The sequence below is a fragment of the Bacillus sp. MSP13 genome (assembly GCF_000815295.1).
Classification (GTDB): Bacteria; Bacillota; Bacilli; order Bacillales; family Bacillaceae; genus Bacillus; species Bacillus vallismortis.
Genome location: NZ_JXAQ01000003.1, coordinates 103,912 through 128,155 on the forward strand (window position 1 = coordinate 103,912; position 24,244 = coordinate 128,155).

Genomic DNA, 24,244 nt, shown 5'->3' on the forward strand with positions numbered 1-24,244 from the left:
AATGAAAGCGGTTCAAGTGCGAAAGGCGTATGATCTGGTGACAGCGGAGATGAAGAAGCCGGTTCTATCAAAGGATGATGAAGTGCTCGTGAAAGTCAAGCGAGTTGGGATTTGCGGCTCAGACATGCACATTTATCATGGCACGAATCCGCTCGCCACCCTCCCGAGAGTCATCGGACACGAGGTAACGGGGCAAGTGGAGGAAGTTGGCGCGAATGTGCAGAGCCTAAAAACCGGTGACCACGTTGTGATTGAGCCGATTTCTTATTGCGGGACGTGTTATGCCTGCCGCAAAGGGCGCCCGAATGTCTGCGCAAAGCTTTCTGTGTTCGGCGTACATGTGGACGGCGGCATGCGGGAATATGTTGTGCTTCCGGAAAGACAGCTTCACGCAGTCTCAAAGGACTTGCCTTGGGAGGAAGCGGTCATGGCCGAGCCTTATACGATAGGCGCCCAGGCAGTGTGGAGAGGCCAGGTGGAAAAAGGAGACACCGTTCTGATCCAGGGAGCGGGGCCCATCGGGATCTGTGTGTTAAAAATGGCAAAGCTGGCGGGCGCTGCCGTCATGATGACTGACTTGAACAGCGAACGGCTGGCATTTGCGAAAGAAAACGGTGCCGATGCTGTCGTAAATGCACAAACAGAACATGTTGCTGATCGGGTCCGGGAATGGACTGGGAATGAAGGAGCCAATGTGGTCATTGATGCGGTTTGTCTGCCGGCGACTTTTGAGCTTTCAGTTGAGGCCGTTTCTCCGGCGGGGCATGTGGTTGTCCTTGGATTTGATGAAAGAGCGGCACAAATTTCTCAGCTCCCGATAACCAAAAAAGAAGTCACGATAACCGGATCGAGATTGCAGACCAATCAATTTCCGAAAGTGGTAGAGCTTTTGAATAAAGGATGGTTAACGCATAATGGGCTGATAACGCATACATTTTCAGTAGATGACGTCCATCACGCATTTGAGCTTATCAAGGAGCAACCAGATCAAGTGCGGAAAGCCGTCATCACGTTTGATTAATCGACTGAATCCGGAGGTGTGCACATGAATATGACATTTCGATGGTATGGCCGAGGCAACGATACAGTCACACTTGAACACGTGAAGCAAATTCCCGGAGTCAAAGGCATCGTCTGGGCTCTCCATCAAAAACCTGTCGGCGATGTGTGGGAAAAAGATGAAATTAGAGCCGAGACCGAATATATTCAATCCTATGGTTTTCATGCTGAAGTTGTGGAAAGCGTGAATGTTCATGAAGCGATTAAACTCGGTAAGGAAGAACGCGGCCGGTATATTGAAAACTACAAACAAACAATCCGCAATCTTGCCGAATTTGGCGTGAAAGTGATTTGCTATAATTTTATGCCGGTTTTTGACTGGACACGCACGGACATGTTCCGCCCGCTGGAGGATGGATCAACCGCTTTGTTTTTTGAAAAGGCCAAGGTGGAGAGCCTTGAGCCCCAAGAGCTGATTCGGACGGTGGAGCAAGCATCTGACATGACACTGCCGGGGTGGGAGCCGGAAAAATTAGCCCGGATCAAAGAGCTGTTTGCAGCATACAGAACGGTCGATGAAGAACAGCTATGGGACAATTTATCATTCTTTTTGGAAGAAATTCTTCCGGTTGCAGAAAGTCACGGTGTTCAAATGGCCATTCATCCGGATGATCCGCCATGGCCGATTTTCGGACTGCCGCGCATTATCACAGGGACGGCAAGTTATAAGAGACTAAGAGCGATATCAGATTCACCGTCTAATGGCATCACCCTTTGTACAGGTTCAATGGGAGCCAATCCCGCAAATGACATGATGGAAATCGCTAAAAGGTATGCCGGCATCGCCCCCTTTTCACATATTCGCAATGTGAAAATTTACGAGAATGGCGATTTTATTGAAACATCTCATCTGACAAATGATGGTTCGATCAACATTCAAGGCGTGATGGAAGAACTGCATAAGCAGGATTACGAAGGATATGTGAGACCGGATCATGGGCGCCATCTTTGGGGTGAGCAATGTCGCCCGGGTTATGGCTTGTACGATCGGGCCCTTGGCATTATGTATTTGAACGGGCTGTGGGACGCATATGAAGCAAAGGCGAAAAAAGAGGTGAAAGCATGATTCCGCGGCATGAGAACCTGGCTGGTAAAACGGCTGTCATCACTGGCGGAAGCGGCGTGCTTTGCTCAGCGATGGCCCGAGAGCTTGCCAGACAAGGCATGAAGGTAGCGATATTGAACAGGACGGCTGAAAAAGGCCAAGCGGTCGTGGATAAGATTGCGGCTGCCGGCGGCACAGCATGCTCTGTTTCTGCGGATGTGCTGGACAGGGGGTCACTGGTGCAGGCAAAGGAGGATATCCTCGGCCGTTTTGGCTCTGTCGATCTGCTAATAAACGGGGCTGGCGGCAATCATCCTGATGCGATAACCGATGTGGAGACGTATGAAGAAGCGGGAGAAGGCCAATCCTTTTTTGATCTGGATGAGGGGGGCTTTTTAACCGTATTCTCCACCAACTTCACCGGTGCGTTTCTGGCCTCTCAAGTGTTTGGAAAAGAGCTGCTGAAGGCTGATTCACCTGCGATTATCAACCTTTCTTCCATGAGTGCTTATTCACCGATGACGAAGGTTCCGGCATACAGTGCCGCCAAAGCATCGATCAATAATTTTACGATGTGGATGGCCGTTCATTTTGCCGAGACCGGGCTGCGGGTTAATGCGATTGCCCCAGGATTCTTTCTGACGAAACAAAATCATGATCTGCTGATCAATCAAGATGGAACATTCACCAGCCGATCTAACAACATTATTGCGGGAACACCGATGAAGCGCTTTGGAAAACCGGAAGACCTGCTCGGCACGCTTCTTTGGCTGGCGGATGAATCCTATTCCGGTTTTGTCACCGGAATTACCGTCCCTGTCGATGGAGGATTTATGGCTTATTCAGGCGTGTAGCGAATCAGCACAACAGAAACTGAACCAACATAGGGGTGAGGTTGAGATGTTCTCAAAAGATAAGCTTCCCATTATCCTTTTTTTGTTCTTGGCAGGAGTGATTAATTATCTGGATCGCTCGGCGCTTTCTATTGCCGCACCTTTTATTCAGGATGATCTCACATTGTCTGCCACGCAAATGGGCTTGATTTTCAGCAGTTTTTCGGTTGGTTACGCCATTTTCAACTTTCTTGGGGGAGTCGCGTCTGACCGCTATGGGGCGAAGCTGACCTTGTTTGTCGCCATGGTCGTTTGGTCGCTGTTCAGCGGCGCAGTCGCCCTCGCCGTTGGTTTTGTCAGCCTGCTGATGATACGCATCCTCTTTGGAATGGGAGAAGGTCCGCTGTCTGCGACCATCAATAAGATGGTGAATAACTGGTTCCCGCCGACACAACGGGCATCCGTTATCGGGGTGACCAATAGCGGAACGCCGCTCGGGGGAGCCATTTCCGGACCGATCGTCGGCATGATCGCAATCGCTTTCAGCTGGAAGGTATCCTTCGTTCTCATTATGATCATTGGATTATTATGGGCAGTGCTTTGGCTCAAGTTCGTCAAAGAAAAGCCGCCAGCGGCGATGGGAGATGCCCCCGCGATCAAAACAGAAACGTCTCCCCGTGAAAACATTCCGCTTATTTTTTACCTGAAGCAAAAAACAGTCCTGTTCACAGCATTTGCTTTTTTCGCTTACAACTACATCCTCTTCTTCTTTTTGACGTGGTTTCCGAGCTACCTTGTCGAAGAGCGGGGGGTAAGTGTTGAATCGATGAGTGTGATTACGGTCATTCCGTGGATTTTAGGCTTCATCGGCCTTGCGGCGGGGGGATTTGTTTCTGACTATGTGTATAAAAAAACAGCCCGAAAAGGTGTGCTGTTCTCGCGCAAGGTTGTGCTTGTCTCATGTTTGTTTTCATCGGCGATCCTGATTGGTTTGGCAGGGATTGTGACAACTACTGCGGGGGCTGTCACACTTGTCGCTTTATCAGTATTCTTTCTCTATTTAACCGGCGCGATCTATTGGGCTGTCATTCAAGATGTGGTCGATCAAAACAATGTCGGTTCTGTAGGCGGCTTCATGCATTTCCTCGCCAACACGGCAGGAATTATCGGACCGGCTTTCACCGGTTTTATCGTTGACCAAACGGGCACGTTTTCTGGAGCATTTTTGCTTGCCGGAGGGCTGGCGGTCTTCGCTTCACTTGCTGTTATTCGTTTTGTCCGTCCGATCATCGGCAAACCGGCAGGAACAGGAACGAAGGATTCGATGACTTATTAATCTGGAAATATAGTGGGAGAGGCGGTATGTTTGATGATACAATATACAGTAAATCGCAGCCGGTATGGTAAGGAAGGGAATTAGATGGTAACCATAAAAGATATCGCAAAACTCGCAAATGTATCCCACACAACCGTTTCCAGAGCACTCAACAACAGCCCTTACATCAAAGAACATACGAAGAAAAAAATACTGGAGCTCGCAGCACAGCTTAACTATACGCCAAATGTAAACGCGAAAAGCCTGGCGATGCAAAAGTCTCATACGATCGGGCTTTTCTTTACAAGCATTACAAACGGAACCTCACACAGCTTCTTCGCTCATACAATCAAAGGCGTAAACCAAGCCATAAGTGAGAATTACAATCTTTATGTGCGCGGCATTGATGATCTGAAAACCTATGACTCTGTTACGCCGATGAGATATGACGGCATCATTTTAATGAGCCAAAGTGACATTGATAATTCTTTTATTTATCATATTCGGGAAAAAAACATCCCGCTCGTCGTACTGAACCGCGATATTGATGACCGCAGCATCACGAATATCTTGTCCAATGACAAGGAAGGCTCTCAGGAAGCTGTAGAATACTTCATTACAAACGGACATCAAGATATCGCCATCATCGAAGGAATAGAAGGCTTTAAATCCTCCCAGCAGCGAAAGGAGGGCTACTTAGCCGCATTGATTCATCATCATATACCGATCAAACATGAATACAGTGTCAAAGGGCAATACGATATGGAAAGCGGCTTTCAAGCGATGGAACGGCTGCTGGCACTGCCGAATCCTCCAACCGCTGTCTTTTGTTCGAATGATGATATGGCAATCGGAGCGATGAATGCGATATTCGCCAAGGGCCTGAGGGTTCCTGATGACATTTCCGTAATCGGATTTGATGATATTGGGTTTTCGCAATACATCACACCAAGGCTTTCAACAGTAAAGCGCCCAGTGGAGAAAATCAGCGTGCTCGGCGCGCAAAAACTGTTGTCGCTGATCAGCGAACCGGAAACAAAAGCAGAAAAAATCTTCGAAAATACAGAATTTATGGTCCGTGATTCAGTTAGACAATTGACGATATGATGCCCCGTGTTCAGCGGGCATTCTTTATACAGAAAAATGTTAACGTGTGCATAAATAAGAGATGGAGGCAATGAAGGTGCAGAAGCTCAATAAAAACGTGTACGATCACTATACTCAGTACCGGGAAAAAATCCTTCAATTTGGAGAAGGAAACTTTCTGCGAGGGTTTGTCGATTGGCAGATTGATCAATTGAATCAACACACTGATTTTCATGGGAGCATCGCAGTTGTGCAGCCGAGAGGGTCAGAAAAAATCAAAAGGTTAAATCAGCAAGATGGTTTATACACGCTTTTTTTACAGGGAATGAAAGACGGAGAAGCGGTAAACGAGCATATGATTATCAACTCAATCAGCCGCGGCATTGATCTGTTTTCTGATTATGAAGCATACAAAGAACTGGCTTCAAGCGAAGACCTGAGATTTATCATTTCCAATACCACTGAGGCCGGTATTGTATGTGATGAAAAGGATCGTTTAGAGGATAGGCCGCAACAAACATTCCCTGGGAAATTAACGGCATTTCTCTACTTTCGCTATCAGGCTTTTAAAGGAGATCAGACAAAAGGGTGTGTCTTAATCCCATGTGAGCTGATCGAGAATAATGGCGAAAAGCTGAAGGAAACGGTTCTTCATTATGCGGATCTATGGAAGCTGGAAGAAGGGTTTACACAGTGGCTTCATGAGGCCAACACGTTTTGCAATAGTTTAGTCGATCGCATTGTCCCGGGTTTTCCTGTGGATCGCATTGATGAGATCACGGCAGATCTGGGCTATCAAGATGATTTGATTGTTGTGGGAGAACAGTATTATTTATGGGTGATCGAGGGGCCGAAGTGGATTGGAGAGGAACTGCCCTTTGCAGCTGCCGGGCTCCATACAAAGATCGTCAGCGACCTCACTCCATATCGAACCAAAAAAGTGAGAATTTTAAATGGCGCTCATACGGCCATGACGCCAGTGGCTTTATTATACGGCTTGAAAACGGTGCGGGATGCTGTAGAGCATCCGGAAGTAGGGCAGTTTATTAGAGAGATGATCAGTGACGACATTCTTCCTGTTTTAAAAATGGAAGGGCTTTCTCAATACGCTGACGATGTGCTGAACCGTTTCAAAAACCCGTATATGAAGCATTATTTAGAAAGCATCGCATTGAATTCCGTTTCCAAATTCAAAACGAGAAACCTGCCGACCATTCAGGAATATGTTGAACAGAAAGGACAGCTTCCTGAACGCATGGTGTTTTCTTTCAGCGCTCTTCTGTATTTTTATCAGGGAAACGAGTATTTGCAGGATGATCCGGCTGTTCTTCAATTTTTCAAAGAGGTGTGGCATCAGGAGGATGGAGACATGCTCCGTATTGCCTCAAGGGTGTTAGGCGAAGAGCGGCTGTGGGGGGCAGATCTGAACGAGATACCGAGGCTGACTGAAAGAGTCGCTGATCACTTGAATCATATTCATAAGCTGGGCATGCAGCGGGCTCTTGAACAAAGCTGCACACAAAGGGGAGAAGTGCGATGAAGTCATTTATCAAGATTCATAAACAAGATAATGTCCTTCTTGCTCTGCGGGATATCGGGAAGGGAGAGCGGCTGAATGCGGACGGCGAGTCGATTGAAGTGAAGGATGATATTAAAAGAGGCCACAAGATTGCGCTCCAGCCTATCAAAGAAAACGACAGCATCATCAAATACGGATTTCCAATCGGGCATGCATCACAAGATATATCGATCGGAGAGCATATTCATGTCCATAATACGAAAACAAACCTGTCTGATATCCAAACATACAGCTATACACCGAGATTTGATGAAAATCCGTATTCAAATGAAAACCGGACGTTTAAGGGATTTAGAAGAGAAAACGGAGATGCCGGTGTACGGAATGAATTGTGGATTGTGCCGACTGTCGGCTGCGTCAACGGGATCGCTGAAAAAATGCTCCGGCGTTTTGTCAAAGAAACGGGGGATATCGCTCCATTCGATAACGTGCTCGTGTTAAAACACCAATACGGCTGCTCGCAGCTTGGCGACGACCACGAAAATACGAAGCAAATCCTTCTAAATGCCATTCGCCACCCAAATGCCGGCGGCGTCTTGGTGTTAGGGCTTGGCTGTGAAAACAACGAGCTGGCAGGAATGAAGGAAGCGCTGCAAGATGTGAATCTGAATCGGGTGAAGTTTCTTGAATCGCAGTCGGTGACGAATGAAATGGAGGCAGGCGTTGCGTTGCTGAAGGAAATTCATGAAGCCGCTAAAGGGGATAGGAGAGAAGACATTTCGCTGTCTGTACTGAAAATCGGGCTGAAATGCGGAGGGTCGGACGGTTTTTCCGGCGTAACGGCAAATCCGCTGCTTGGCCGTTTTTCAGACTATATCATCGCACAGGGAGGAAGCACGGTGCTGACGGAAGTCCCGGAGATGTTCGGTGCGGAAACCATCCTGATGCAGCGGGCTGCCAATGAGGAAGTGTTTCATAAAATTGTCCATTTAATCAATGATTTCAAACAATATTTTATCAAACACGAACAGCCGGTGTACGAAAACCCTTCACCGGGCAACAAAGCGGGCGGCATCACTACGCTTGAGGATAAATCGCTGGGCTGCACGCAAAAAGCGGGGATTTCCCCTGTCACGGATGTCTTGAAATACGGCGAAGTGCTCAAGACAAACGGGCTGACGCTTTTGAGCGCGCCAGGCAATGACTTAATCGCGTCCTCCGCATTGGCGGCTGCCGGCTGCCAAATTGTCTTGTTTACAACGGGAAGAGGCACGCCGTTTGGCACCTTTGTCCCGACAGTGAAGGTCGCGACAAACACCCAGCTGTATGAGACGAAGCCGCATTGGATTGATTTCAACGCGGGTCTTTTAGCGGAGGATGATGTGCATGAGGAATATGTACTGCGGGAGTTTATCCACTATATGATTGAAGTGGCCAGTGGTCAGCTTGTGAACCATGAAAAAAATGATTTCAGAGAACTTGCCATTTTTAAATCAGGTGTGACGTTATAATGAAGAAGAGCTATCCTGCGAGGGGATAGCCTTTTTCATTAAATCAGTTTTAAGCCGCTGATCAGAATGATGGACGCCATAATAAATTGCAGCGGACGCGGGGAGAAGCGAGGTGAGAGATGGCTTCCAATCAGCACGCCGGGAATTGAACCGAGCAGCAGGTTAGCTGCCAGCATATAATCTACGCTTCCGAAGCTTGCGTTCAAGATGCCTGCTGCTGTCACGAGAAGAAAAGCATGCGCGATATCGGTTCCGACAATCTGTGACGCTTTCATGTTAAATAAGTAAATCATGGCAATGGCAAATAATGAGCCGGAACCGATTGATGTTAATCCGACGATAAATCCAAACACGACACCAATGAGAATCGTGAGCGTCCGCTTATTTTCAAGCGGCATCAGCTGCCAGCGGTTGGGGCGAAGTTTTCTATCCAAAAACAAACGAACGATAATGGAAATGGCAACTAGCGTTAACACATAGCCAAGAGCGTGCTTTATAATGTCTTCCTGATGCTGGTGAAAGGCGGGGAACAAATGCAATATGCCAATGGCTAGAGAAGCACTCGGAATACTGCCGATGGCTAAGTATTTGACTAATGTAAAGTTAATCGTTTTCTGCCGCCAATGGGAGGCAACGCCAAACAGCTTTGTGATCGAGTTATATACAAGATCCGTACCGACAGCGATCGAAGGATTAATGCCAAGCACAATTAAAAGAGGAGTTAATAAGGCCGCTCCGCCCACTCCTGTCAATCCGACTAAGGCTCCGACAAACAAACCCATCAATATGATGCTTACACTCATGATAAAGGCCTCCTGAAAACCCGACTATTTTTATCAGATGATATATAATTAGGTCAAGTTAATCAATTGAATGTTTAGAATGTTTATGCGTTTGCTGCTTGAATTTTTGGTTTGCTCAATATCTTTATTCATTTGCCCTAGAATGAGTGTCTGGACAGAATCCAGCAGGAAGCAAGGGGCACAAAAAAAGATACCCTGAAACGGTATCTTTTTGTCTTATGTATTTACATGCGCTGCTGATAGAAAGGAAGTTCTGTGTGCCCCATTTCCCGCACATAAACGAACAGGTTGCCTTTATGGTGAATTTCATGCTCCATCGCAAGCTGAAGCAGTGTGCGGCCTGTGATGTTTCTGCCAAAAGTGGCTGTCAGATCAATTTCTCTGTCCAGTTGCTCTTCAGTCAGCTGTTCAAGGATAGCGGCCGTTTTTTCTGTATATGATTTTGCCAAAACATTGAGATCTGTTTCCACTTCTTCCTGTTTGTTTTGGAATGGTGAGGCGTTGCCTTCTTTAATGACATTTGCAAACAAGTGGAAAGACGTAAGAATGTGTTTGACCAGCTCCTCCGCTGACATTGATGTTTCAGCCGGTTTGTAGCTGTAATGGTCTTTGCTGATTTTTTCAGCCAGCTCATTTGTCACGTTTCGATGGGATAAAAAATGGCTCACAATTTGATTGGATTGACTCAATATGATCTCCTCCATATGAAAAATAAATGGTGCAATGAAATCCTATATCAACGGTTATCATTTCACAAGCAATATGCTGTGGGATGAAACAAAAAGCGATGTCAATCGTCTATATAACGTTCACAAAAGAACAAGAAATGGAGATTAACATGACAAACATACCTTTCATTTATCAGTACGAAGAAAAAGAGAATGAAAGAGCTGCGGCGGGCTACGGCACTTTCGGTTATCTTATTACACGAATTGAAGAGGCGCTTTATGATCAATATGGCGTTTTCTATGAGCTTTATGCAAGTGATGACCCGAACACTGAGTACTGGGAGCTTCTTGAAGAAGATGTCCGGAGCGGTTCATTGGAGCCTAAGCATGTGGCTTATATATTTGAAAAGCTTGAAAAGAAAACCTTCGCTTACGATGAAGATGAAAAAGAACCGGATTATACCGTTCATCAATCTATACGAAACAGCGTATATGCATATCCTGAAAAGGGTGTTGCTTTTGCCAGAATTCCATATTTTCAAGATGGGAGCATGATGAGTTTCGATTGCCTGTTTGCGGTTAACGATGAAAAAATGCGTGCATTCCTAGAGAGCGTCAGGCCACGCCTTTGGGAAAAAAGCAAGCGGAAAGTGACCGTTTTTACGGATGGGGATGGCGGGACTTCAAAAGAACAGGAAGCGATCGTCAGAGAGGTTCAACGAAATCAGGTGATGATGAGCCCAGTGTTGAAAAAAGAGATATACCGGTCAATTGATCAATTTTTTCATAGTGATAAAACGTTTTATCAAACGTATAACATCCCTTACAAGCGCGGCATCCTGTTATATGGACCTCCCGGAAATGGAAAGACAACATTAGTAAAGTCGATTGCAGGCAGTATCGATGCACCTGTTGCCTATTGGCAAATTACAGAATTTACGTCGAGCGAGACAATAGAAGAAGTCTTTCAGTCAGCGAGACGACTCGCTCCTGCAGTTTTGGTCATCGAGGATATAGATTCGATGCCGGAAGATGTGCGATCCTTTTTTCTCAATACGCTGGACGGCGCGACATCAAAAGAGGGGATTTTTCTCATCGGCACGACAAATTATCCCGAAAAGATCGATCCGGGCTTGATGAATCGTGCAGGACGGTTTGACCGTGCCTACGAAATCGGGCTTCCGGATGAAGAGCTGCGGCGGGAATATATGAAAATGAGAGGCTTTGGCATCTTCCTGAATGAAGAAGAAATCAAAAGTGCCGCGAAGCTTACAGAAGGCTTTTCCTTTGCCCAGCTGGGAGAATTATATGTATCTTCTGCCCTTCAATGGCACCAAGAAGGGGAGCATCATATTGAAGCCATGGTAAAAGACATGACAGGAGAACAAAGAAAAAGCCGGCACGGAAGCTGGATGGAAAGAAACAAGGTCGGTTTTCACTAAATGAAAGCACGGGTTTTGAAAACCCGCGCTTTTTTGTTGCGGTTAGCCGAAATTCGACAATTGCGGTCTTTTTGCGTTCTTCTTTTTCTAGTAAATATGATAAAATATGACATATCTCGGGTAACTCAAAAGGGGGGATTAATTGAGGATGAAGCAGACGATTCCGTCCTCTTATGTCGGGCTTAAAATTAATGAATGGTATACCCATATCCGGCAGTTCCACGTGGCTGAAGCCGAACGGGTCAAGCTCGAAGTAGAAAGAGAAATCGAGGATATGGAAGAAGACCAAGATTTACTGCTGTATTATTCTTTAATGGATTTCAGGCATCGAGTCATGCTGGATTACATTAAGCCTTTAGGAGAGGACACGTCGCAGCTGGAATTTTCAGAATTATTAGAAGACATAGAGGGGAATCAGTACAAGCTGACCGGGCTTCTCGATTATTACTTTAACTTTTTTCGCGGAATGTTTGAATTTAAGCAGAAAATGTTTGTCAGTGCCATGATGTACTATAAGCGGGCGGAAAAGAATCTTGCCCTCGTCTCGGATGATATTGAAAAAGCCGAGTTTGCTTTTAAAATGGCCGAGATCTTTTACAATTTAAAACAAACCTATGTTTCAATGAGCTACGCCGTTCAGGCCTTAGAAACGTACCAAATGTATGAAACGTACACCGTCCGCAGAATCCAATGTGAATTCGTTATTGCAGGAAATTATGATGATATGCAGTATCCAGAAAGAGCATTGCCCCACTTAGAACTGGCTTTAGATCTTGCAAAGAAAGAAGGCAATCCCCGCTTGATCAGTTCGGCCCTGTATAATCTCGGAAACTGTTTTGAGAAAATGGGTGAACTGCAAAAGGCAGCCGAATACTTTGAGAAATCCGTTTCTATTTGCAAGTCGGAAAAGTTCGATAATCTTCCGCATTCTATCTACTCTTTAACACAGGTTCTGTATAAACAAAAAAATGATGCCGAAGCGCAAAAAAAGTATCGTGAAGGATTGGAAATCGCCCGTCAATACAGTGATGATTTGTTTGTGGAGCTTTTTCAATTTTTACATGCGTTATACGGAAAAAACATGAACACAGAATCAGTCTCACACACCTTTCAATTTCTTGAAGAACATATGCTGTATCCTTATATTGAAGAGCTGGCGCATGATGCTGCCCAATTCTATATAGAAAACGGACAGCCTGAAAAAGCACTTTCATTTTATGAGAAAATGGTGCACGCACAAAAACAAATCCAGAGAGGAGATTGTTTATATGAAATCTAAATGGATGTCAGGTTTGTTGCTCGTTGCGGTCGGGTTCAGCTTTACTCAGGTGATGGTCCATCCAGGAGAGACAGCAGACAAAGAAGATAAAACATTTCATATTGCGGCACGTAATCAAACATGATATTGACGAAAAAAGACCCCCAGGGGTCTTTTTTATTTCAGCTTCCATTCCCTTATCGTCAGCTCGGAAGATCCGCTTGCCACCAGCGGATCTTGATGGCCGATTTCCTTCGCTTCTTCTGGCGAATCTGCTTCTATGACGTAGGCTCCGCCTGTGGCGTCGCTGAATGGCCCGAACATTTTTAAACGTTTTTCTGCCTGTAAGCGGTCCAAAAATTCATAGTGTCCGGCTACATGCTCCTGATTGAATTGATCTGTTCTTGTTGTCAGCATTAAATACGTGTGCATGATCATTTCCCTCCTATTGAATTTTAGTTTAACACAATTATCCATATTACGGTGACGGATGAAATGAGTTTTTCGTCCTACGAATGCCACCTATTGGTGAAAAAGAAAAAGGAGAGATGATAGGTGAGCATTCAAGTAAAGCAAAATTTGGTTTCTGGGGCGAAATACGCGCTGAAGTGCCCCAATGCGATGTCCGCTGAATACATTACCATCCACAACACGGCAAACGACGCCTCAGCGGCTAATGAAATCAGCTATATGATTGGAAATACCAGCTCGACAAGCTTCCATTTTGCAGTTGATGATAAAGAGGTGATTCAAGGCCTGCCGCTTAACCGAAACGCATGGCATACGGGTGATGGCACAAATGGTACAGGAAACCGCAAATCAATCGGTGTTGAGATTTGCTACAGCAAATCGGGAGGTCCAAAGTATGAAGCGGCCGAAGCCTTGGCGATTTCTTTCGTGGCTCAGCTTTTGAAAGAGCGGGGCTGGGGAATAGACCGGGTGAGAAAGCATCAGGACTGGAGCGGCAAGTACTGCCCGCACCGCATTTTATCAGAGGGGCGCTGGGATCAAGTGAAGGCGGCAATTGAAAAGGAATTGAACGGAAGCGTGTCAGTGAAAAAGGCTTCAGTCTCTTCTTCGGCGTCTGAATACCATGTGAAAAAAGGCGACACACTGTCCGGTATTGCCGCATCGCATGGTGTCAGTGTGAAAACACTGCAAAACATAAATCATATTACTGACCCGGATCACATCAAGGTCGGACAGGTGATTAAGCTGTCTCAAGCGGCATCTTCTTGTAAAAGCCATGCCGCATCTTCCTATCCGCTCCCATCCGGAGTGATCAAAGTGACAAGCCCGCTGACGAAAGGGACAAACGTAAAGCAGGTGCAGACCGCTTTAGCTGCTCTTTATTTTTATCCTGATAAAGGGGCGAAAAACCATGGCGTTGATGGTGTTTATGGCCCGAAAACAGCAAATGCCGTGAAACGTTTTCAGTCTGTCAGCGGATTAACGGCAGATGGGATTTACGGTCCGAAAACAAAAGCGAAAATAATGGAAAAGCTGTAATCAATAAAACGGAAGCTGCTGAGCTTCCGTTTCACCTTACATACAAACTGCTGCAAGAACCTTTTGAATATCATAAATGCTTTCATCTTTTTTAAACTGTTTTGAAACAGCGGGAAGTTCCGCGCCGGAAATCCAGATTTTCAGCTCTGAATCTAGGTCAAAGCGGCCGGCGGTCTCTACGCTGAATCTGGAAATGCTTTTGTACGGAATTGATTGAAATTCCGTTTTCTTGCCTGTGATTCCCTGCTTATCTACAAGAATAAGCCGCTTATCAGTAAAGACAAGTAGGTCGCGAACCAATTTAAACGCGGCATTGACATTCTCACCCTCCAGCAAAATATGAGCCAGTTCTTCCTTCGCCGCAGCCTTTGACAGTGTCGATGCATTTCCAAGTAATCCATCAATAAATCCCATGATATCCCTCCTGATATGTGCTTGATCAAATCATACAATAAAAAGGTTTTCATTCATAGGTGAGTAGAGTAAACTGGTGCTGACTGGTAAAGGAGAGCGTTCAAAATGAAAGATAAGTATGAAAGTTTTGCAGCCCTTTCTGCTTCTGAATCGGAGTACCGGATTATATATGACGAGAAAAACGGAAGTGAGCTTATTGTCCTCGGTCCCCACGGCGGCAAAATTGAGCCCGGTGTCAGTGAATTGGTACGGGCATTTTCCGATCAATGTTCCATTTATTTATTTGAAGGTGTGAAGCAACGAAACAACCGTTCTTTACACCTGACAAGCACTCGGTTTGACGAGCCGCTGGCTTTAGAAAAAGTCAATGCCCACCATTACGCATTGGCATTTCATGGGTACCATGATCCAAAAACTCCGCATACGCTGGTCGGAGGCGCGGACCGTAAAAAAGCTAAGCTCATTTGTGAGCGGCTGAATGAAGCGGGCTTCAGCGCCGAGCTCACGAGTGAGAAAGGCCGGCTGGCAGGTGTCCATCCCGAAAATATTGTCAATCGGACGAAAAGGGAAATGGGGCTGCAATTGGAAGTAAGCACGGCACAGCGAAAGGCGTTGTTTCGCCATTTTGGCTGCCGTGATAAAAGCTACACACAAAACGATCTATTTTCTCGATATGTGGAAGCTGTTAAGCTCGGCTTTTATGAATAAATGAAACGGGACCTGCACGATCGGCCTCTTCCTTCATACGCTGAGGTTGTGTGAAAGTGTAGGGAGGAATGCATGTGTTTTATCATATTAAAGAGCTTCAATATCAAGCAAAGCCAGCTCATCCCGATCCGGTGTATGCGAAAAAGCTTCAAGAAATACTGGGCGGCCAATTCGGTGAGATCAGTGTGATGATGCAATATTTGTTCCAAGGCTTTAATTGCAGGGCGGATGCCAAATATAAAGATTTGTTATGTGACATAGGCACTGAAGAGATTGCACACGTCGAAATGCTGGCGACAATGATTTCCAGACTTCTGGATCATGCGCCAGCTGATGTACAGGAGGATGCTTATAAAAGCAATCCCGCTATTGCAGCAGTAATGTCGGGAATGAATCCTCAGCATGCGATTGTGTCCGGTTTGGGTGCAATGCCATCAGATAGTGAGGGCTATCCGTGGAATGCCAAATACATTATTGCAAGCGGAAATTTGCTCGCGGATTTTCGCGCAAACTTAAATGCGGAATCTCAAGGGCGCCTTCAGGTGACCCGGCTGTATGCGATGACGGATGATCCTGGTGTAAGGGATATGCTCTCGTTTTTAATTGCAAGGGATACTTATCATCAAAATATGTGGTATGCGGCCATTAGAGAGTTGGAAGAAAGAGAACGGGATATTGTGGTGCCAACGACGTTCCCGCGTGAACTCGAAAAGCGTGAAGTGGCTTATGACCTGTTTAACTTTTCCAGAGGGGATGAAAGCTCACAAGGAAGATGGGCTCATGGCGAAGCCTTTGACGGACGGGGAGAATTCAGGTATATTCCGGCCCCTATTGCATTCGGGCCTGCGCCTCATCTTAAACCGGCGCCAATGTGGGTGCATGATACGATGCCTCCAATGTCAAAATGCTAGTTTTTCTGCCGGGCTGAGGATAGATGATATCTGTTCAGCCCGTTTTTGGTTACCTGTTTTTGCCGATATGATATAACGCTTTTTCTTCAGCGACCTGCAAGTGCTGCTGATCGCCTTCCTCGTACGCATTTGGCCGCTTGTGTGATAATAAATAAGCGAGCCGCTTCTGAAATTGAATACCTGCTTTACGCCGTTCAAACATTTCAAGCCTTTTATCCGCAAATTCTTTTGTCACCCGGAATACTGACGTGATTGTGGCAAGCGCCTGGCTTCTCCATTGCGGCAGCTCCATCTGCAACAGCATAAAGGTTGGCACACAGAAGTGGTACATAAATTGATTTGCCTGGAATTCCTGCAATTCTCTGAAGAGCTTGTTCATCTGAAAATGATTGCCTGCATGCTTTAACACATGGCACAGTTCATGGCCAAAATCCTCCCATTGCTCTTCCAGTGATTTTCTCTGGTTCAATACAATGCTGTACATCCCATCGTACTTGACCATCATGCTCCCCATATCCTCAAAATGAACCCAAATATCAAGATCTTTTGCGATTTTCAGCATGTCAATGTGATGCGGGGAGGTGATGCCCAGCCGACTGTATACATTTTTTACGTATTCCTCCAGATGTGATAAGTAATCGCCCAATTGAATACTCCCTTTCGAACATTTGTTCTGTTTTTAGCGAGAAAGAAAAGCCCCGTATAGGACTGGAAAGTGTGTAGAAATCTTTCCCTTTTCTAAAAAAAATAAACAATTTTTTCTTTATATCGGTCTATTTTTCATATGTTTTAGAGAACGGAGAAAGATTTATTTATTTTTTGGTTTTCGGTTTTTCTCTTTTTCTTTTAAATAGTTGATAAACTCGATGGCCTGCTGTTTGCTTTCGGGGGAAAAATCCTGCATATCACGGTATGCGATCTGCAGGTCCGGATCTGAGAACATATCGTCGTCTTTTTTGTCTTTCCCTGTTAATAAGTAATCAGCCGTTACTTGAAAGTAATCAGCCAGCTTTTGCAGTGTATCGTAATCAGGCTCGCTCCGCCCGTTTTCATAGTGGGAATATCGTGCCCGTGACACACCGATGTGTGATGCGATTTCTTCCTGTGTCCTTTTCCCTCTGAGATTCTTCAATCTGCCGCCTATCATGCTATGACCTCTCTTTTTTAAACGCTCTAAGTTACTATTGATTATAGATACAAAATGTATCAAAATAAAGTGATGATAAAAAAAGTATCAAAAATAACTTGATGATACAGAATGTATCGTTTATACTTGGATACAGCTGATACGAAATGTATCAAAAACAAATCAGGAGAGTGATCACATGTATCCCATCCAAATTGTTTTTAGTGAAAATCCCATAGATCAGCGCCATCTCGGACAATCCGGCGGCACCATTTCGTTTACGCCATGCGGCCTTCCGGTATTCCACTTTGAAACGCAAGAACAGTTTCAAACATATATGCTGTTAAAAGGAGAAGCCGCGTACAATGAAAACCGATAAAAGCTATCCTTTTCCTATGTATTCAGGGTTATTGAATTCAGAACATTATGACAAAATAGGTCCGGCTCTATGGCTGTTTCTCTGGTTCATTAGCTCAACAACAAAAGAAATTGAAAAAGACGGGATATGCTGGGGAATCGTGCTCGGCCATAAGCCGTTAAAAGCAAGAGAAATGGCGGCTGTATTCGGTGTCAGTGAAAAAACCGTCAGAAGATGGCTGGAGCTCCTTGAAGCCCATGAGTACATAAAGGCTGTCCGCGCGCCATACGGACTGGTGATTTCGGTCAAGCAGTCCAAAAAATACAGCTTCAGATCGGACAAAATGGCACACCTGAGCATAACGGAACGGCCATTTTCGCCGCAGGCACCGGACACAGACGTCCGCTCAAATAAAGATAAAACAAATAACAATACTGCTGCTATTGATGCAGTGGATCACATTGCGAAGCGCTTTACACAATTACGGTCGGCTCAAGAAGGACGCACCGTGTATCCTTCCTCCAGAGATTATCAAGCCATCGCCCGTATTGTCGCCATCGGCGTTCCTGTAACGCAAACAATCAAATGGCTTGAGGAATGCTTTCAAGCCTTTGAAAACCGGCGGACCGCCGCTTCAGAAACAATCAAGGCCTTTCGCTACTGCTCGAAATTTATTGAAGACCGTTTTTTCGCGCAGCAGGCCAAAAAAAACACCGCGATTCAACATGAGAGGATGGAAAGACATGACAAAACGAACAATCGAGCAGATTTTAGACGAGCTGAGAAGAGGGAGACGTCCATTACTGGCGGACAAACCGGCCGAATCAGACGCAAGCCGGTATGATTGCCCGCGATGCAAGGATCAGGGAGGCTACCTCATCCAGCAGAACGGCCTGGAGGTATGGACGAGGTGCAGCTGTATGGCAGAACGGAAAGTGAAGCGGCTCCTCGGTACCAGTGAGATTACCCCTGCCTTCAGACAGCTGGGCTTCGAAGAGTTCAGCATTGAGGGGAAGCCGCAGGCTATAGAAGACGCGTTTGAATGCACAAAAGAGTATGTGGCGGATTATGAACAAATCAAGGATAGTCGGAAAAATAGCATCGCCCTTTTAGGACAGCCCGGCTCAGGAAAAACGCATCTTTTGACCGCTGCCGCCAACGATTTGATGAAAACACGCCATGTGCCGGTCATTTATTTTCCGTTTGTGGAGGGCTTTACCGATTTGAAAAATGATTTTGATCTTTTGGAAGCGAAGCTGAACCGGATGAAGCAGGCAGATGTGCTGTTCATCGATGACCTGTTTAAACCGGTTAACGGCAAACCCCGCGCCACCGATTGGCAATTAGAGCAAATGTATTCGGTACTCAACTATCGCTACTTAAATCACAAACCGATTTTGCTTTCGAGCGAGCTGACGATCGAAACACTTGTCCGGGTTGATGAAGCGCTCGGGACGAGAATCTACGAAATGTGCAGTGACTATTTAGTGATTATCAAAGGAACAGCCCGCGAGCTGAATCATAGATTGGAGGGGGCCAGATAATGTGTGAGCTTTGTCTGACAAAGAAAGTCATCGTGGAGCATACAGACATTGGCGCCGTTTTTCATCCATGTCCGAACTGCCGATCCGGCACTGATTTAACGCCGGTCATTCAAAAGCTGGAGGACATGATGACAGAGGGAAAAGCGAGGCTGAATATCCATGATTAAAAAGCTGACTGCTTTCATAGCTTTGCTGTTTCGGGCGAAGCAAACGGAAAAAAACATTGAACAATGGTATAAGGATGACGGGAAGTGAAGGTATTGGAAAAAACAAAACAGGCAGAGAAAAGCCCCGCACCGTGGCGTGCCGTCCCGTGCGGGGATACAAAACCGATCTATATTTATTCAGCTTACAGTGAAGAAGAAAAAGAAAGATTCCCCTATTCAAACGGGAGGTTGATTGCTGCTGTATTTGACCTCAGCTCATATTCACAAAACATGAATGCCGCTTTAATGGCGGCTGCGCCAGTACTGCTGGAAGCGTCTCAAGCAGCGCTTGATTATCTGAAAGGAAATTCTGTTCATTCAAAAGAGCGCATCATTCAGCTATTAGAAAAAGCCAACACAAGCGCGGAACCGCCAAAAGGAGGAAAAGAAACATGATCGATCCTAAAAAACTAGTCAATATCAATTCCATCACGCTGGAGAGCCAGCTGGAGGAGGGAAAAATCCATGTGATTATTGTGGACGGCATCAAACGGGAAGCATGGATTGCGGAGGCGCCGGAGCATGGTAAAACGCTCATTGAAACGAGAAAGGGAGACCTTGCCCGCGTGGAATTTGAAATCGGCTATAAATTAAATTAAAGCGAAAAAAGAATACGTCCAAGACGGAAAGCCTGCGGACACTGATCAACTTGCACAGCATTTGTGCGTTGATTGGTGTCCGTTTTTTTTGTCCAAAATAAGGAGGATCATAGAATGCAAGATTTACTATTTGAATATAAACGCACGCTAAAAAAGACCCGAACACAATATAAACCGCTCGCAGAAGCAGATGAATCCATGCTCTCAGCTGAAGAGCTGAAGGATAAAAAAATCATCCGAAACATGATTACCGATCTGGAATATGTAACAGAATGGCTTGAAAAAGGAAGACAGCCCGGCATCAGACGGGCGATTGACCGGCGTGATGCGTACCAGCGGCTGATGATCAAGGATCCGAGAATCATCGAATCATTTTCCAGCGCTATGATGGTTGAGCCGGACGGACAGGTATCAGAAGAAGACAGAGAGAGAATCCGAGAAGCGTTATCCCTGTTAACGGACAGGGAAAAAGAAATATTTTTGCTGCATAAGGTAGAATGCTTTTCTTATGAACGGATTGCTGATCTTCTCGGCGTGAAAAAATCGACTGTGCAAACGACCATTAAACGGGCGATCGTCAAGATGCAAAGACAGCAGGAAGAAATGAATCAATCGCTTGCCTGAACGCTTGTCATACGTTTGCCACCTATAAGTGAATAGAGCATGACACATAAGCGGCTGGCAGGATCAGCCGCTTTTATGAATAGACATCCATGCTGGAGGTGGCGGTGATGCCGTAGCATGAAAACACAACAGCGCGAACAAGCATTAGCAATCTATCAACAACATCAAGGAAAGATCACAAATCAAGCGATCGCGGAGACAATCGGCGTTTCCGCGAAAACAATCGGCATCTGGAAAAAACAAGACAATTGGAAAGAGGCCTTGTTTTCTGAAACTAGAAACGAACAAAAACAGCGCCGGATAGATAATGATGAATTAAATGAACGGCAGCGGCTGTTTTGCCTGTATTACGTCAAAAGCTTCAATGCCACACAGTCGGCAATCAAAGCGGGCTATTCTCCGGACAGCGCCCATGTGACGGGCAGCCGGCTGTTAAAGAATGAAAAGGTCGCTGCAGAAATCAGGCGCATTAAAAAAGAAATGGTCAATGAAATGTTTATTGAAGCGATGGACGTGCTGCAGGTTTACATCAAAATCGCGTTTGCGGATATAACGGACTATGTGACTTTCGGAAAAAAAGAGGTCCAGGCAATCGGGAAATCGGGGCCGCTGTTTGATGAAGATGATAATCCGATTATGAAGGAAATCAGCTATGTCGATGTCAAAGATTCCGGTCTTGTGGACGGCACCATTGTAACGGAAGCGAAGCTCGGCAAAGAAGGCATCGCCATCAAGCTCGCAGATAAAATGAAGGCGCTCGAGAAGCTGTCCTTATATTTCGATTTGTTTCCGGATCAATTGAAACAAAAAATTGAAAACGAGAAATTAAAGCTTGCCAAACAAAAAGCGGAGAAAACAGATGACAGCCAAGCGCCGATTGAAATCATGATCAAACGAAAAGAGGGCAACCCATGATTGTAAAAGAAATCAACCCTCATTTCGAAGATTACGTGTTCAATTGGGAGCAGACGTACCAGTTTCTCGTCGGCGGCTACGGCTCTTCCAAAAGCTATCATACCGCATTGAAAATCGTATTAAAGCTGCTGAAGGAAAAACGGACGGCTCTTGTCATACGTGAGGTGTTCGATACCCATCGGGATTCAACCTACTCCTTGTTTCAAGAGGTGGTCGAAGAGCTCGGCCTCACAAAGGCTGTGGCACCCCTTTCTTCCCCGCTGCAGCTGCGGTTTCAAAACGGCAGCCGGATCATGTTCAAAGGAATGGACAATCCGGCGAAATTAAAATCGGTTCATAACATTTCTTTAATATGGATTGAAGAATGCTCAGAGGTGAAATACGAAGGCTTCAAGGAATTAATTGGCCGTCTGCGCCACGCTGAGCTGAAGCTACACATGATCTGCACCACCAATCCCGTCGGCACCTCCAATTGGACGTACCGGCATTTTTTTCGGGATGAGCGCAATAAACGGTTTGTGCTTGATGACAGCGAGCTTTACGAAAAGCGGACGATTGTGAAGGGAGATACGTATTATCATCATTCCACGGCAAACGACAATCTCTTTCTTCCGAAAAGCTATGTGAAACAGCTTGACGGACTCAAGGCGTATGATCCTGACCTATACCGGATTGCCCGTAAAGGACGATTCGGCGTCAATGGGATCAGGGTGCTGCCGCAGTTCGAGGTGCTTCCGCATGATCAAGTAAAAGAACGCATCGAAGCCATCGGCCAGCCGATTTTTCGGACAGGCATGGATTTTGGGTTTGAGGAATCCTACAATGCCGTCATCCGGCTCGCTGTCGATCCTGAGAAAAAACACCTCTACATTTATTGGGAGTATTATCGAAACAAAATGACAGATGACAGGACGGCTGAGGAGCTGCGTGCGTTTATTGATACACAGGAATTAATTAAAGCCGACGCTGCTGAGCCGAAAAGCATCCAATATTTCCGTCAGCAGGGATTTCGAATGGTCGGAGCCAGAAAGTTTCCCGGCTCAAGGCTTCAATACACAAAAAAAGTGAAACGATTCAAAAAGATCTTCTGTTCGGACCGCTGTGAAAATGTCCTCTATGAGCTCAAGACGCTGACGTATGCCAAAGACAAAAACGGCGCGCTGATAGAGGATGAATTCACGATTGACCCGCATACGCTGTCTGCCATTTGGTATGCGCTTGATGACTATGAGGTGGCTGATATGAAAGAGACAGCACACAAACGGATCCGGCCGAACCGTGAAAGGAGGAGGTCATAAATGATGCACAATCAAACAGTCAGAGCGACTGTGTTCAAATCCAATTCCGCCGCTCCTCAGACAAAGCAAATCTATGAAGATGACTTTTCTGAGCTGTACGGAGACGATATTATCGCACCGCCTTACAATATGATCGAGCTCAAAAGCATTGCTGAGTACTCGACGATTCTCCAGCAATGCATTGATGCATACAAAGTCAATATTACAGGTTTTGGATTCGATGTTGAGTACACATTTGATGTCAACGCGAGTGATGTCGATCAAACGAAAAAGAAAAAAGCGGAACAAGAATGGGCCAGACTCGAAGCCTTTTATAAATGCCTTCACTTTGATGAATCAGCTGAAATGATTTTGGGCCATGCCATCGAAGACAGAGAAAAAACAGGCAACGGGTTTATGGAAGTGCTGCGTGACGGGATGGGAAAACCGGCCGGCATTGAATATTTAGATGTGAAGCATATGCGAGTATGCGGAGCCGGTGAGCCAGTCGAGGTTTCATTTGTATACGAAGAAAACGGGAAAGTGAAGAGGTTCAAAAGGCAAAAACGCTTCCGAAAATATGTGCAGATGATTAATGGAGAGAAAGTGTTTTTCAAGGAATACGGCGATCCGCGAAAAATGGACATGCGAACGGGTGAATATGTAAATACATTGGCAGAGAAGCATCAAGCGAATGAAGCGATTCACCTCAAAATCGGAAGCGGTGTATACGGGGTGCCCCGATGGGTCGGCAATATCGTCAATTTATACGGGGCGCGAAAAGCGGAAGAGCTCAATTTTATGTATTTTAAACAGGGCCGTCACGTACCCGCCGCCATCACAGTGGAAAACGGGATGCTGTCGGAAGCTTCTTATCGGGAGCTGCAAGAGTACATGAATGATCTTGAAGGCGTGGAAAATGCCCATAAATTCCTCCTTATTGAAGCGGAGGGAATCGCGAAAGAGAAGGACCTGCACGGGGGAGAGGATATTACGCCGGTTTCTGTTGAAATCAAATCACTCGCGGAAATTCTCCAAAACGACGCCTTGTTTCTTGAATACGATGAAAAAAGCAGAAATAAGCTGCGCTCGGCGTTCCGCCTCCCGCCGTTGTATACAGGCGAGGCCCAGGAATACAACCGGGCGACAGCCGATACCGCCAGAAAAATTACGGAGGAGCAGGTCTTTCAGCCGGAGCGAAAAACGCTCGTGAATAAACTGAACACACTGCTTTTGCCGGAGCTGAATATTCATGACGTCAGGCTGACATTAAAAGGACCGGACTTTCGTGATCCGCTTGAGATTGCGAAAGTGCTCGGTCCTTTTATTACAGCCGGAGCGGTCTCGCCGAATGATTTACGCGATCTTGCCGGACGGGTGCTTGGCAAAACGCTGGAGGAGTGGCCCGAAGAAATGTATAAACGGCCTGCAGGACAGGATGCGGAAAAAACAAACCTGGCTGCGCTCATGCAGGAGCTGAAAGAAAGCATCGATGAGATCAAAACGTCCTGAAG

The 24,244-nt window shown here is 45.9% G+C and carries 29 protein-coding genes; 23 read left to right on the top strand and 6 right to left on the bottom strand.

The genetic code is table 11. The features are described from left to right. Position 1: 1 nt before the first annotated feature. The 7 genes from SC79_RS01880 to SC79_RS01910 all read left to right on the top strand — a co-directional run bounded on the left by SC79_RS01880 (position 2) and on the right by SC79_RS01910 (position 8,368). Positions 2-1,021 carry a zinc-binding alcohol dehydrogenase family protein gene (locus SC79_RS01880; RefSeq protein WP_039073635.1) on the top strand — a complete coding sequence of 340 codons (1,020 nt, stop codon included), beginning with the start codon at positions 2-4 and terminating at the stop codon, positions 1,019-1,021. A gap of 24 nt (positions 1,022-1,045) precedes the next feature. Beyond that, positions 1,046-2,125, top strand: a complete 1,080-nt coding sequence (gene uxuA, locus SC79_RS01885; RefSeq protein ID WP_039073636.1) for a mannonate dehydratase — start codon at positions 1,046-1,048, stop codon at positions 2,123-2,125. Further along, positions 2,122-2,958 carry an SDR family oxidoreductase gene (locus tag SC79_RS01890; RefSeq protein WP_039073637.1) on the top strand — a complete coding sequence of 279 codons (837 nt, stop codon included), beginning with the start codon at positions 2,122-2,124 and terminating at the stop codon, positions 2,956-2,958. Before uxuA ends, SC79_RS01890 begins: the two co-directional genes overlap by 4 nt. A gap of 46 nt (positions 2,959-3,004) precedes the next feature. Beyond that, complete coding sequence (locus SC79_RS01895; protein ID WP_039073638.1) at positions 3,005-4,273, top strand: MFS transporter; 1,269 nt, start codon at positions 3,005-3,007, stop codon at positions 4,271-4,273. An 84-nt stretch (positions 4,274-4,357) separates the two neighbouring features. Next, positions 4,358-5,359, top strand: coding sequence for a LacI family DNA-binding transcriptional regulator (locus SC79_RS01900; RefSeq protein ID WP_039073639.1), 1,002 nt, complete (start codon positions 4,358-4,360; stop codon positions 5,357-5,359). 76 nt (positions 5,360-5,435) lie between these two features. Further along, entirely contained in the window at positions 5,436-6,878 is a 1,443-nt protein-coding gene (locus SC79_RS01905; protein ID WP_039073640.1) for a tagaturonate reductase, read from the top strand. Continuing rightward, the gene (locus tag SC79_RS01910; protein WP_039073641.1) at positions 6,875-8,368 is read left to right on the top strand and encodes a UxaA family hydrolase; all 1,494 of its coding nucleotides are present in this window, start codon (positions 6,875-6,877) and stop codon (positions 8,366-8,368) included. The genes SC79_RS01905 and SC79_RS01910 overlap by 4 nt, the downstream gene beginning before the upstream one ends. Before the next feature lie 38 nt (positions 8,369-8,406). Here the strand turns inward: SC79_RS01910 and SC79_RS01915 are convergent, their stop codons facing one another. Together SC79_RS01915 and SC79_RS01920 are read right to left on the bottom strand one after the other, a co-directional pair. After that, positions 8,407-9,171 carry a sulfite exporter TauE/SafE family protein gene (locus SC79_RS01915; RefSeq protein ID WP_039073642.1) on the bottom strand — a complete coding sequence of 255 codons (765 nt, stop codon included), beginning with the start codon at positions 9,169-9,171 and terminating at the stop codon, positions 8,407-8,409. A 224-nt stretch (positions 9,172-9,395) separates the two neighbouring features. Next, the gene (locus SC79_RS01920; protein WP_039073643.1) at positions 9,396-9,860 is read right to left on the bottom strand and encodes a DinB family protein; all 465 of its coding nucleotides are present in this window, start codon (positions 9,858-9,860) and stop codon (positions 9,396-9,398) included. Between the two features lie 149 nt (positions 9,861-10,009). On the opposite strand from SC79_RS01920, the gene yjoB reads away from it, so the two are divergent. The 3 genes from yjoB to phrA all read left to right on the top strand — a co-directional run bounded on the left by yjoB (position 10,010) and on the right by phrA (position 12,684). Then, positions 10,010-11,281 carry an ATPase YjoB gene (gene yjoB / locus SC79_RS01925; protein WP_039073887.1) on the top strand — a complete coding sequence of 424 codons (1,272 nt, stop codon included), beginning with the start codon at positions 10,010-10,012 and terminating at the stop codon, positions 11,279-11,281. Between the two features lie 142 nt (positions 11,282-11,423). Then, entirely contained in the window at positions 11,424-12,560 is a 1,137-nt protein-coding gene (rapA, locus tag SC79_RS01930; protein WP_082022502.1) for a response regulator aspartate phosphatase RapA, read from the top strand. Beyond that, complete coding sequence (phrA, locus tag SC79_RS01935) at positions 12,550-12,684, top strand: phosphatase RapA inhibitor PhrA (RefSeq protein WP_010330391.1); 135 nt, start codon at positions 12,550-12,552, stop codon at positions 12,682-12,684. The genes rapA and phrA overlap by 11 nt, the downstream gene beginning before the upstream one ends. 32 nt (positions 12,685-12,716) lie before the next feature. Here phrA and SC79_RS01940 read toward each other — a convergent pair whose 3' ends face one another. Then, positions 12,717-12,971, bottom strand: coding sequence for a YciI family protein (locus SC79_RS01940; protein WP_039073645.1), 255 nt, complete (start codon positions 12,969-12,971; stop codon positions 12,717-12,719). 123 nt (positions 12,972-13,094) lie between these two features. On the opposite strand from SC79_RS01940, the gene SC79_RS01945 reads away from it, so the two are divergent. After that, the gene (locus SC79_RS01945) at positions 13,095-14,048 is read left to right on the top strand and encodes an N-acetylmuramoyl-L-alanine amidase (RefSeq protein WP_039073646.1); all 954 of its coding nucleotides are present in this window, start codon (positions 13,095-13,097) and stop codon (positions 14,046-14,048) included. Positions 14,049-14,084: 36 nt separating this feature from the next. On the opposite strand, the gene SC79_RS01950 is transcribed toward SC79_RS01945, so the two are convergent. Further along, positions 14,085-14,462, bottom strand: a complete 378-nt coding sequence (locus tag SC79_RS01950) for a PH domain-containing protein (RefSeq protein WP_039073647.1) — start codon at positions 14,460-14,462, stop codon at positions 14,085-14,087. A gap of 105 nt (positions 14,463-14,567) precedes the next feature. Here SC79_RS01950 and SC79_RS01955 point away from each other — a divergent pair, with 105 nt between their 5' ends. Both SC79_RS01955 and SC79_RS01960 read left to right on the top strand, forming a co-directional pair. Next, positions 14,568-15,170: a poly-gamma-glutamate hydrolase family protein gene (locus SC79_RS01955; protein WP_039073648.1), complete on the top strand. Its 603-nt coding sequence runs from the start codon at positions 14,568-14,570 to the stop codon at positions 15,168-15,170. A gap of 74 nt (positions 15,171-15,244) precedes the next feature. Next, positions 15,245-16,081, top strand: a complete 837-nt coding sequence (locus SC79_RS01960; RefSeq protein WP_026014525.1) for a manganese catalase family protein — start codon at positions 15,245-15,247, stop codon at positions 16,079-16,081. 49 nt (positions 16,082-16,130) lie between these two features. On the opposite strand, the gene SC79_RS01965 is transcribed toward SC79_RS01960, so the two are convergent. After that, a complete protein-coding gene (locus SC79_RS01965) occupies positions 16,131-16,727 on the bottom strand; it encodes an ImmA/IrrE family metallo-endopeptidase (protein WP_039073649.1) in 597 nt (198 codons plus the stop codon). Between the two features lie 162 nt (positions 16,728-16,889). After that, positions 16,890-17,228, bottom strand: a complete 339-nt coding sequence (gene xre, locus SC79_RS01970) for an HTH-type transcriptional regulator Xre (protein WP_039073650.1) — start codon at positions 17,226-17,228, stop codon at positions 16,890-16,892. A 178-nt stretch (positions 17,229-17,406) separates the two neighbouring features. On the opposite strand from xre, the gene SC79_RS01975 reads away from it, so the two are divergent. The 10 genes from SC79_RS01975 (at position 17,407) to SC79_RS02015 (ending at position 24,242) form a co-directional block, all read left to right on the top strand. Further along, entirely contained in the window at positions 17,407-17,586 is a 180-nt protein-coding gene (locus SC79_RS01975; protein WP_039073651.1) for a hypothetical protein, read from the top strand. Continuing rightward, positions 17,573-18,409, top strand: coding sequence for a hypothetical protein (locus tag SC79_RS01980; RefSeq protein ID WP_039073652.1), 837 nt, complete (start codon positions 17,573-17,575; stop codon positions 18,407-18,409). Before SC79_RS01975 ends, SC79_RS01980 begins: the two co-directional genes overlap by 14 nt. Further along, positions 18,309-19,109, top strand: coding sequence for an ATP-binding protein (locus SC79_RS01985; RefSeq protein WP_082022503.1), 801 nt, complete (start codon positions 18,309-18,311; stop codon positions 19,107-19,109). Before SC79_RS01980 ends, SC79_RS01985 begins: the two co-directional genes overlap by 101 nt. After that, positions 19,109-19,276 (top strand): hypothetical protein, encoded by a 168-nt coding sequence (locus tag SC79_RS19720; RefSeq protein ID WP_052245553.1) that lies wholly within the window; start codon positions 19,109-19,111, stop codon positions 19,274-19,276. The genes SC79_RS01985 and SC79_RS19720 overlap by 1 nt, the downstream gene beginning before the upstream one ends. Before the next feature lie 84 nt (positions 19,277-19,360). Next, complete coding sequence (locus SC79_RS01990) at positions 19,361-19,711, top strand: hypothetical protein (RefSeq protein ID WP_039073654.1); 351 nt, start codon at positions 19,361-19,363, stop codon at positions 19,709-19,711. Further along, on the top strand, positions 19,708-19,914 hold the full coding sequence (locus SC79_RS01995; RefSeq protein WP_039073655.1) for an XtrA/YqaO family protein: 207 nt from the start codon (positions 19,708-19,710) through the stop codon (positions 19,912-19,914). Before SC79_RS01990 ends, SC79_RS01995 begins: the two co-directional genes overlap by 4 nt. A gap of 114 nt (positions 19,915-20,028) precedes the next feature. After that, complete coding sequence (locus tag SC79_RS02000; protein ID WP_039073656.1) at positions 20,029-20,538, top strand: sigma-70 family RNA polymerase sigma factor; 510 nt, start codon at positions 20,029-20,031, stop codon at positions 20,536-20,538. Positions 20,539-20,655: 117 nt separating this feature from the next. After that, positions 20,656-21,453: a phage terminase small subunit gene (gene xtmA, locus SC79_RS02005; protein WP_039073657.1), complete on the top strand. Its 798-nt coding sequence runs from the start codon at positions 20,656-20,658 to the stop codon at positions 21,451-21,453. Next, positions 21,450-22,751 (top strand): PBSX family phage terminase large subunit, encoded by a 1,302-nt coding sequence (locus SC79_RS02010; RefSeq protein WP_039073658.1) that lies wholly within the window; start codon positions 21,450-21,452, stop codon positions 22,749-22,751. Before xtmA ends, SC79_RS02010 begins: the two co-directional genes overlap by 4 nt. A gap of 3 nt (positions 22,752-22,754) precedes the next feature. Then, positions 22,755-24,242: a phage portal protein gene (locus SC79_RS02015; RefSeq protein WP_082022525.1), complete on the top strand. Its 1,488-nt coding sequence runs from the start codon at positions 22,755-22,757 to the stop codon at positions 24,240-24,242. Positions 24,243-24,244: the final 2 nt, after the last annotated feature.

What these genes read in the sequence shown, in the direction of transcription:
- SC79_RS01880 (WP_039073635.1), top strand. Translation starts at nt 2, where the DNA reads ATGAAAGCGGTTCAAGTGCGAAAGGCGTATGATCTGGTGACAGCGGAG.
- uxuA (WP_039073636.1), top strand. Translation starts at nt 1,046, where the DNA reads ATGAATATGACATTTCGATGGTATGGCCGAGGCAACGATACAGTCACA.
- SC79_RS01890 (WP_039073637.1), top strand. Translation starts at nt 2,122, where the DNA reads ATGATTCCGCGGCATGAGAACCTGGCTGGTAAAACGGCTGTCATCACT.
- SC79_RS01895 (WP_039073638.1), top strand. Translation starts at nt 3,005, where the DNA reads ATGTTCTCAAAAGATAAGCTTCCCATTATCCTTTTTTTGTTCTTGGCA.
- SC79_RS01900 (WP_039073639.1), top strand. Translation starts at nt 4,358, where the DNA reads ATGGTAACCATAAAAGATATCGCAAAACTCGCAAATGTATCCCACACA.
- SC79_RS01910 (WP_039073641.1), top strand. Translation starts at nt 6,875, where the DNA reads ATGAAGTCATTTATCAAGATTCATAAACAAGATAATGTCCTTCTTGCT.
- SC79_RS01915 (WP_039073642.1), bottom strand. Translation starts at nt 9,171, where the DNA reads ATGAGTGTAAGCATCATATTGATGGGTTTGTTTGTCGGAGCCTTAGTC.
- yjoB (WP_039073887.1), top strand. Translation starts at nt 10,010, where the DNA reads ATGACAAACATACCTTTCATTTATCAGTACGAAGAAAAAGAGAATGAA.
- phrA (WP_010330391.1), top strand. Translation starts at nt 12,550, where the DNA reads ATGAAATCTAAATGGATGTCAGGTTTGTTGCTCGTTGCGGTCGGGTTC.
- SC79_RS01940 (WP_039073645.1), bottom strand. Translation starts at nt 12,971, where the DNA reads ATGCACACGTATTTAATGCTGACAACAAGAACAGATCAATTCAATCAG.
- SC79_RS01950 (WP_039073647.1), bottom strand. Translation starts at nt 14,462, where the DNA reads ATGGGATTTATTGATGGATTACTTGGAAATGCATCGACACTGTCAAAG.
- SC79_RS01955 (WP_039073648.1), top strand. Translation starts at nt 14,568, where the DNA reads ATGAAAGATAAGTATGAAAGTTTTGCAGCCCTTTCTGCTTCTGAATCG.
- xre (WP_039073650.1), bottom strand. Translation starts at nt 17,228, where the DNA reads ATGATAGGCGGCAGATTGAAGAATCTCAGAGGGAAAAGGACACAGGAA.
- SC79_RS01975 (WP_039073651.1), top strand. Translation starts at nt 17,407, where the DNA reads ATGTATCCCATCCAAATTGTTTTTAGTGAAAATCCCATAGATCAGCGC.
- SC79_RS01980 (WP_039073652.1), top strand. Translation starts at nt 17,573, where the DNA reads ATGAAAACCGATAAAAGCTATCCTTTTCCTATGTATTCAGGGTTATTG.
- SC79_RS01985 (WP_082022503.1), top strand. Translation starts at nt 18,309, where the DNA reads ATGACAAAACGAACAATCGAGCAGATTTTAGACGAGCTGAGAAGAGGG.
- SC79_RS19720 (WP_052245553.1), top strand. Translation starts at nt 19,109, where the DNA reads ATGTGTGAGCTTTGTCTGACAAAGAAAGTCATCGTGGAGCATACAGAC.
- SC79_RS01995 (WP_039073655.1), top strand. Translation starts at nt 19,708, where the DNA reads ATGATCGATCCTAAAAAACTAGTCAATATCAATTCCATCACGCTGGAG.
- SC79_RS02000 (WP_039073656.1), top strand. Translation starts at nt 20,029, where the DNA reads ATGCAAGATTTACTATTTGAATATAAACGCACGCTAAAAAAGACCCGA.
- xtmA (WP_039073657.1), top strand. Translation starts at nt 20,656, where the DNA reads ATGAAAACACAACAGCGCGAACAAGCATTAGCAATCTATCAACAACAT.
- SC79_RS02010 (WP_039073658.1), top strand. Translation starts at nt 21,450, where the DNA reads ATGATTGTAAAAGAAATCAACCCTCATTTCGAAGATTACGTGTTCAAT.
- SC79_RS02015 (WP_082022525.1), top strand. Translation starts at nt 22,755, where the DNA reads ATGCACAATCAAACAGTCAGAGCGACTGTGTTCAAATCCAATTCCGCC.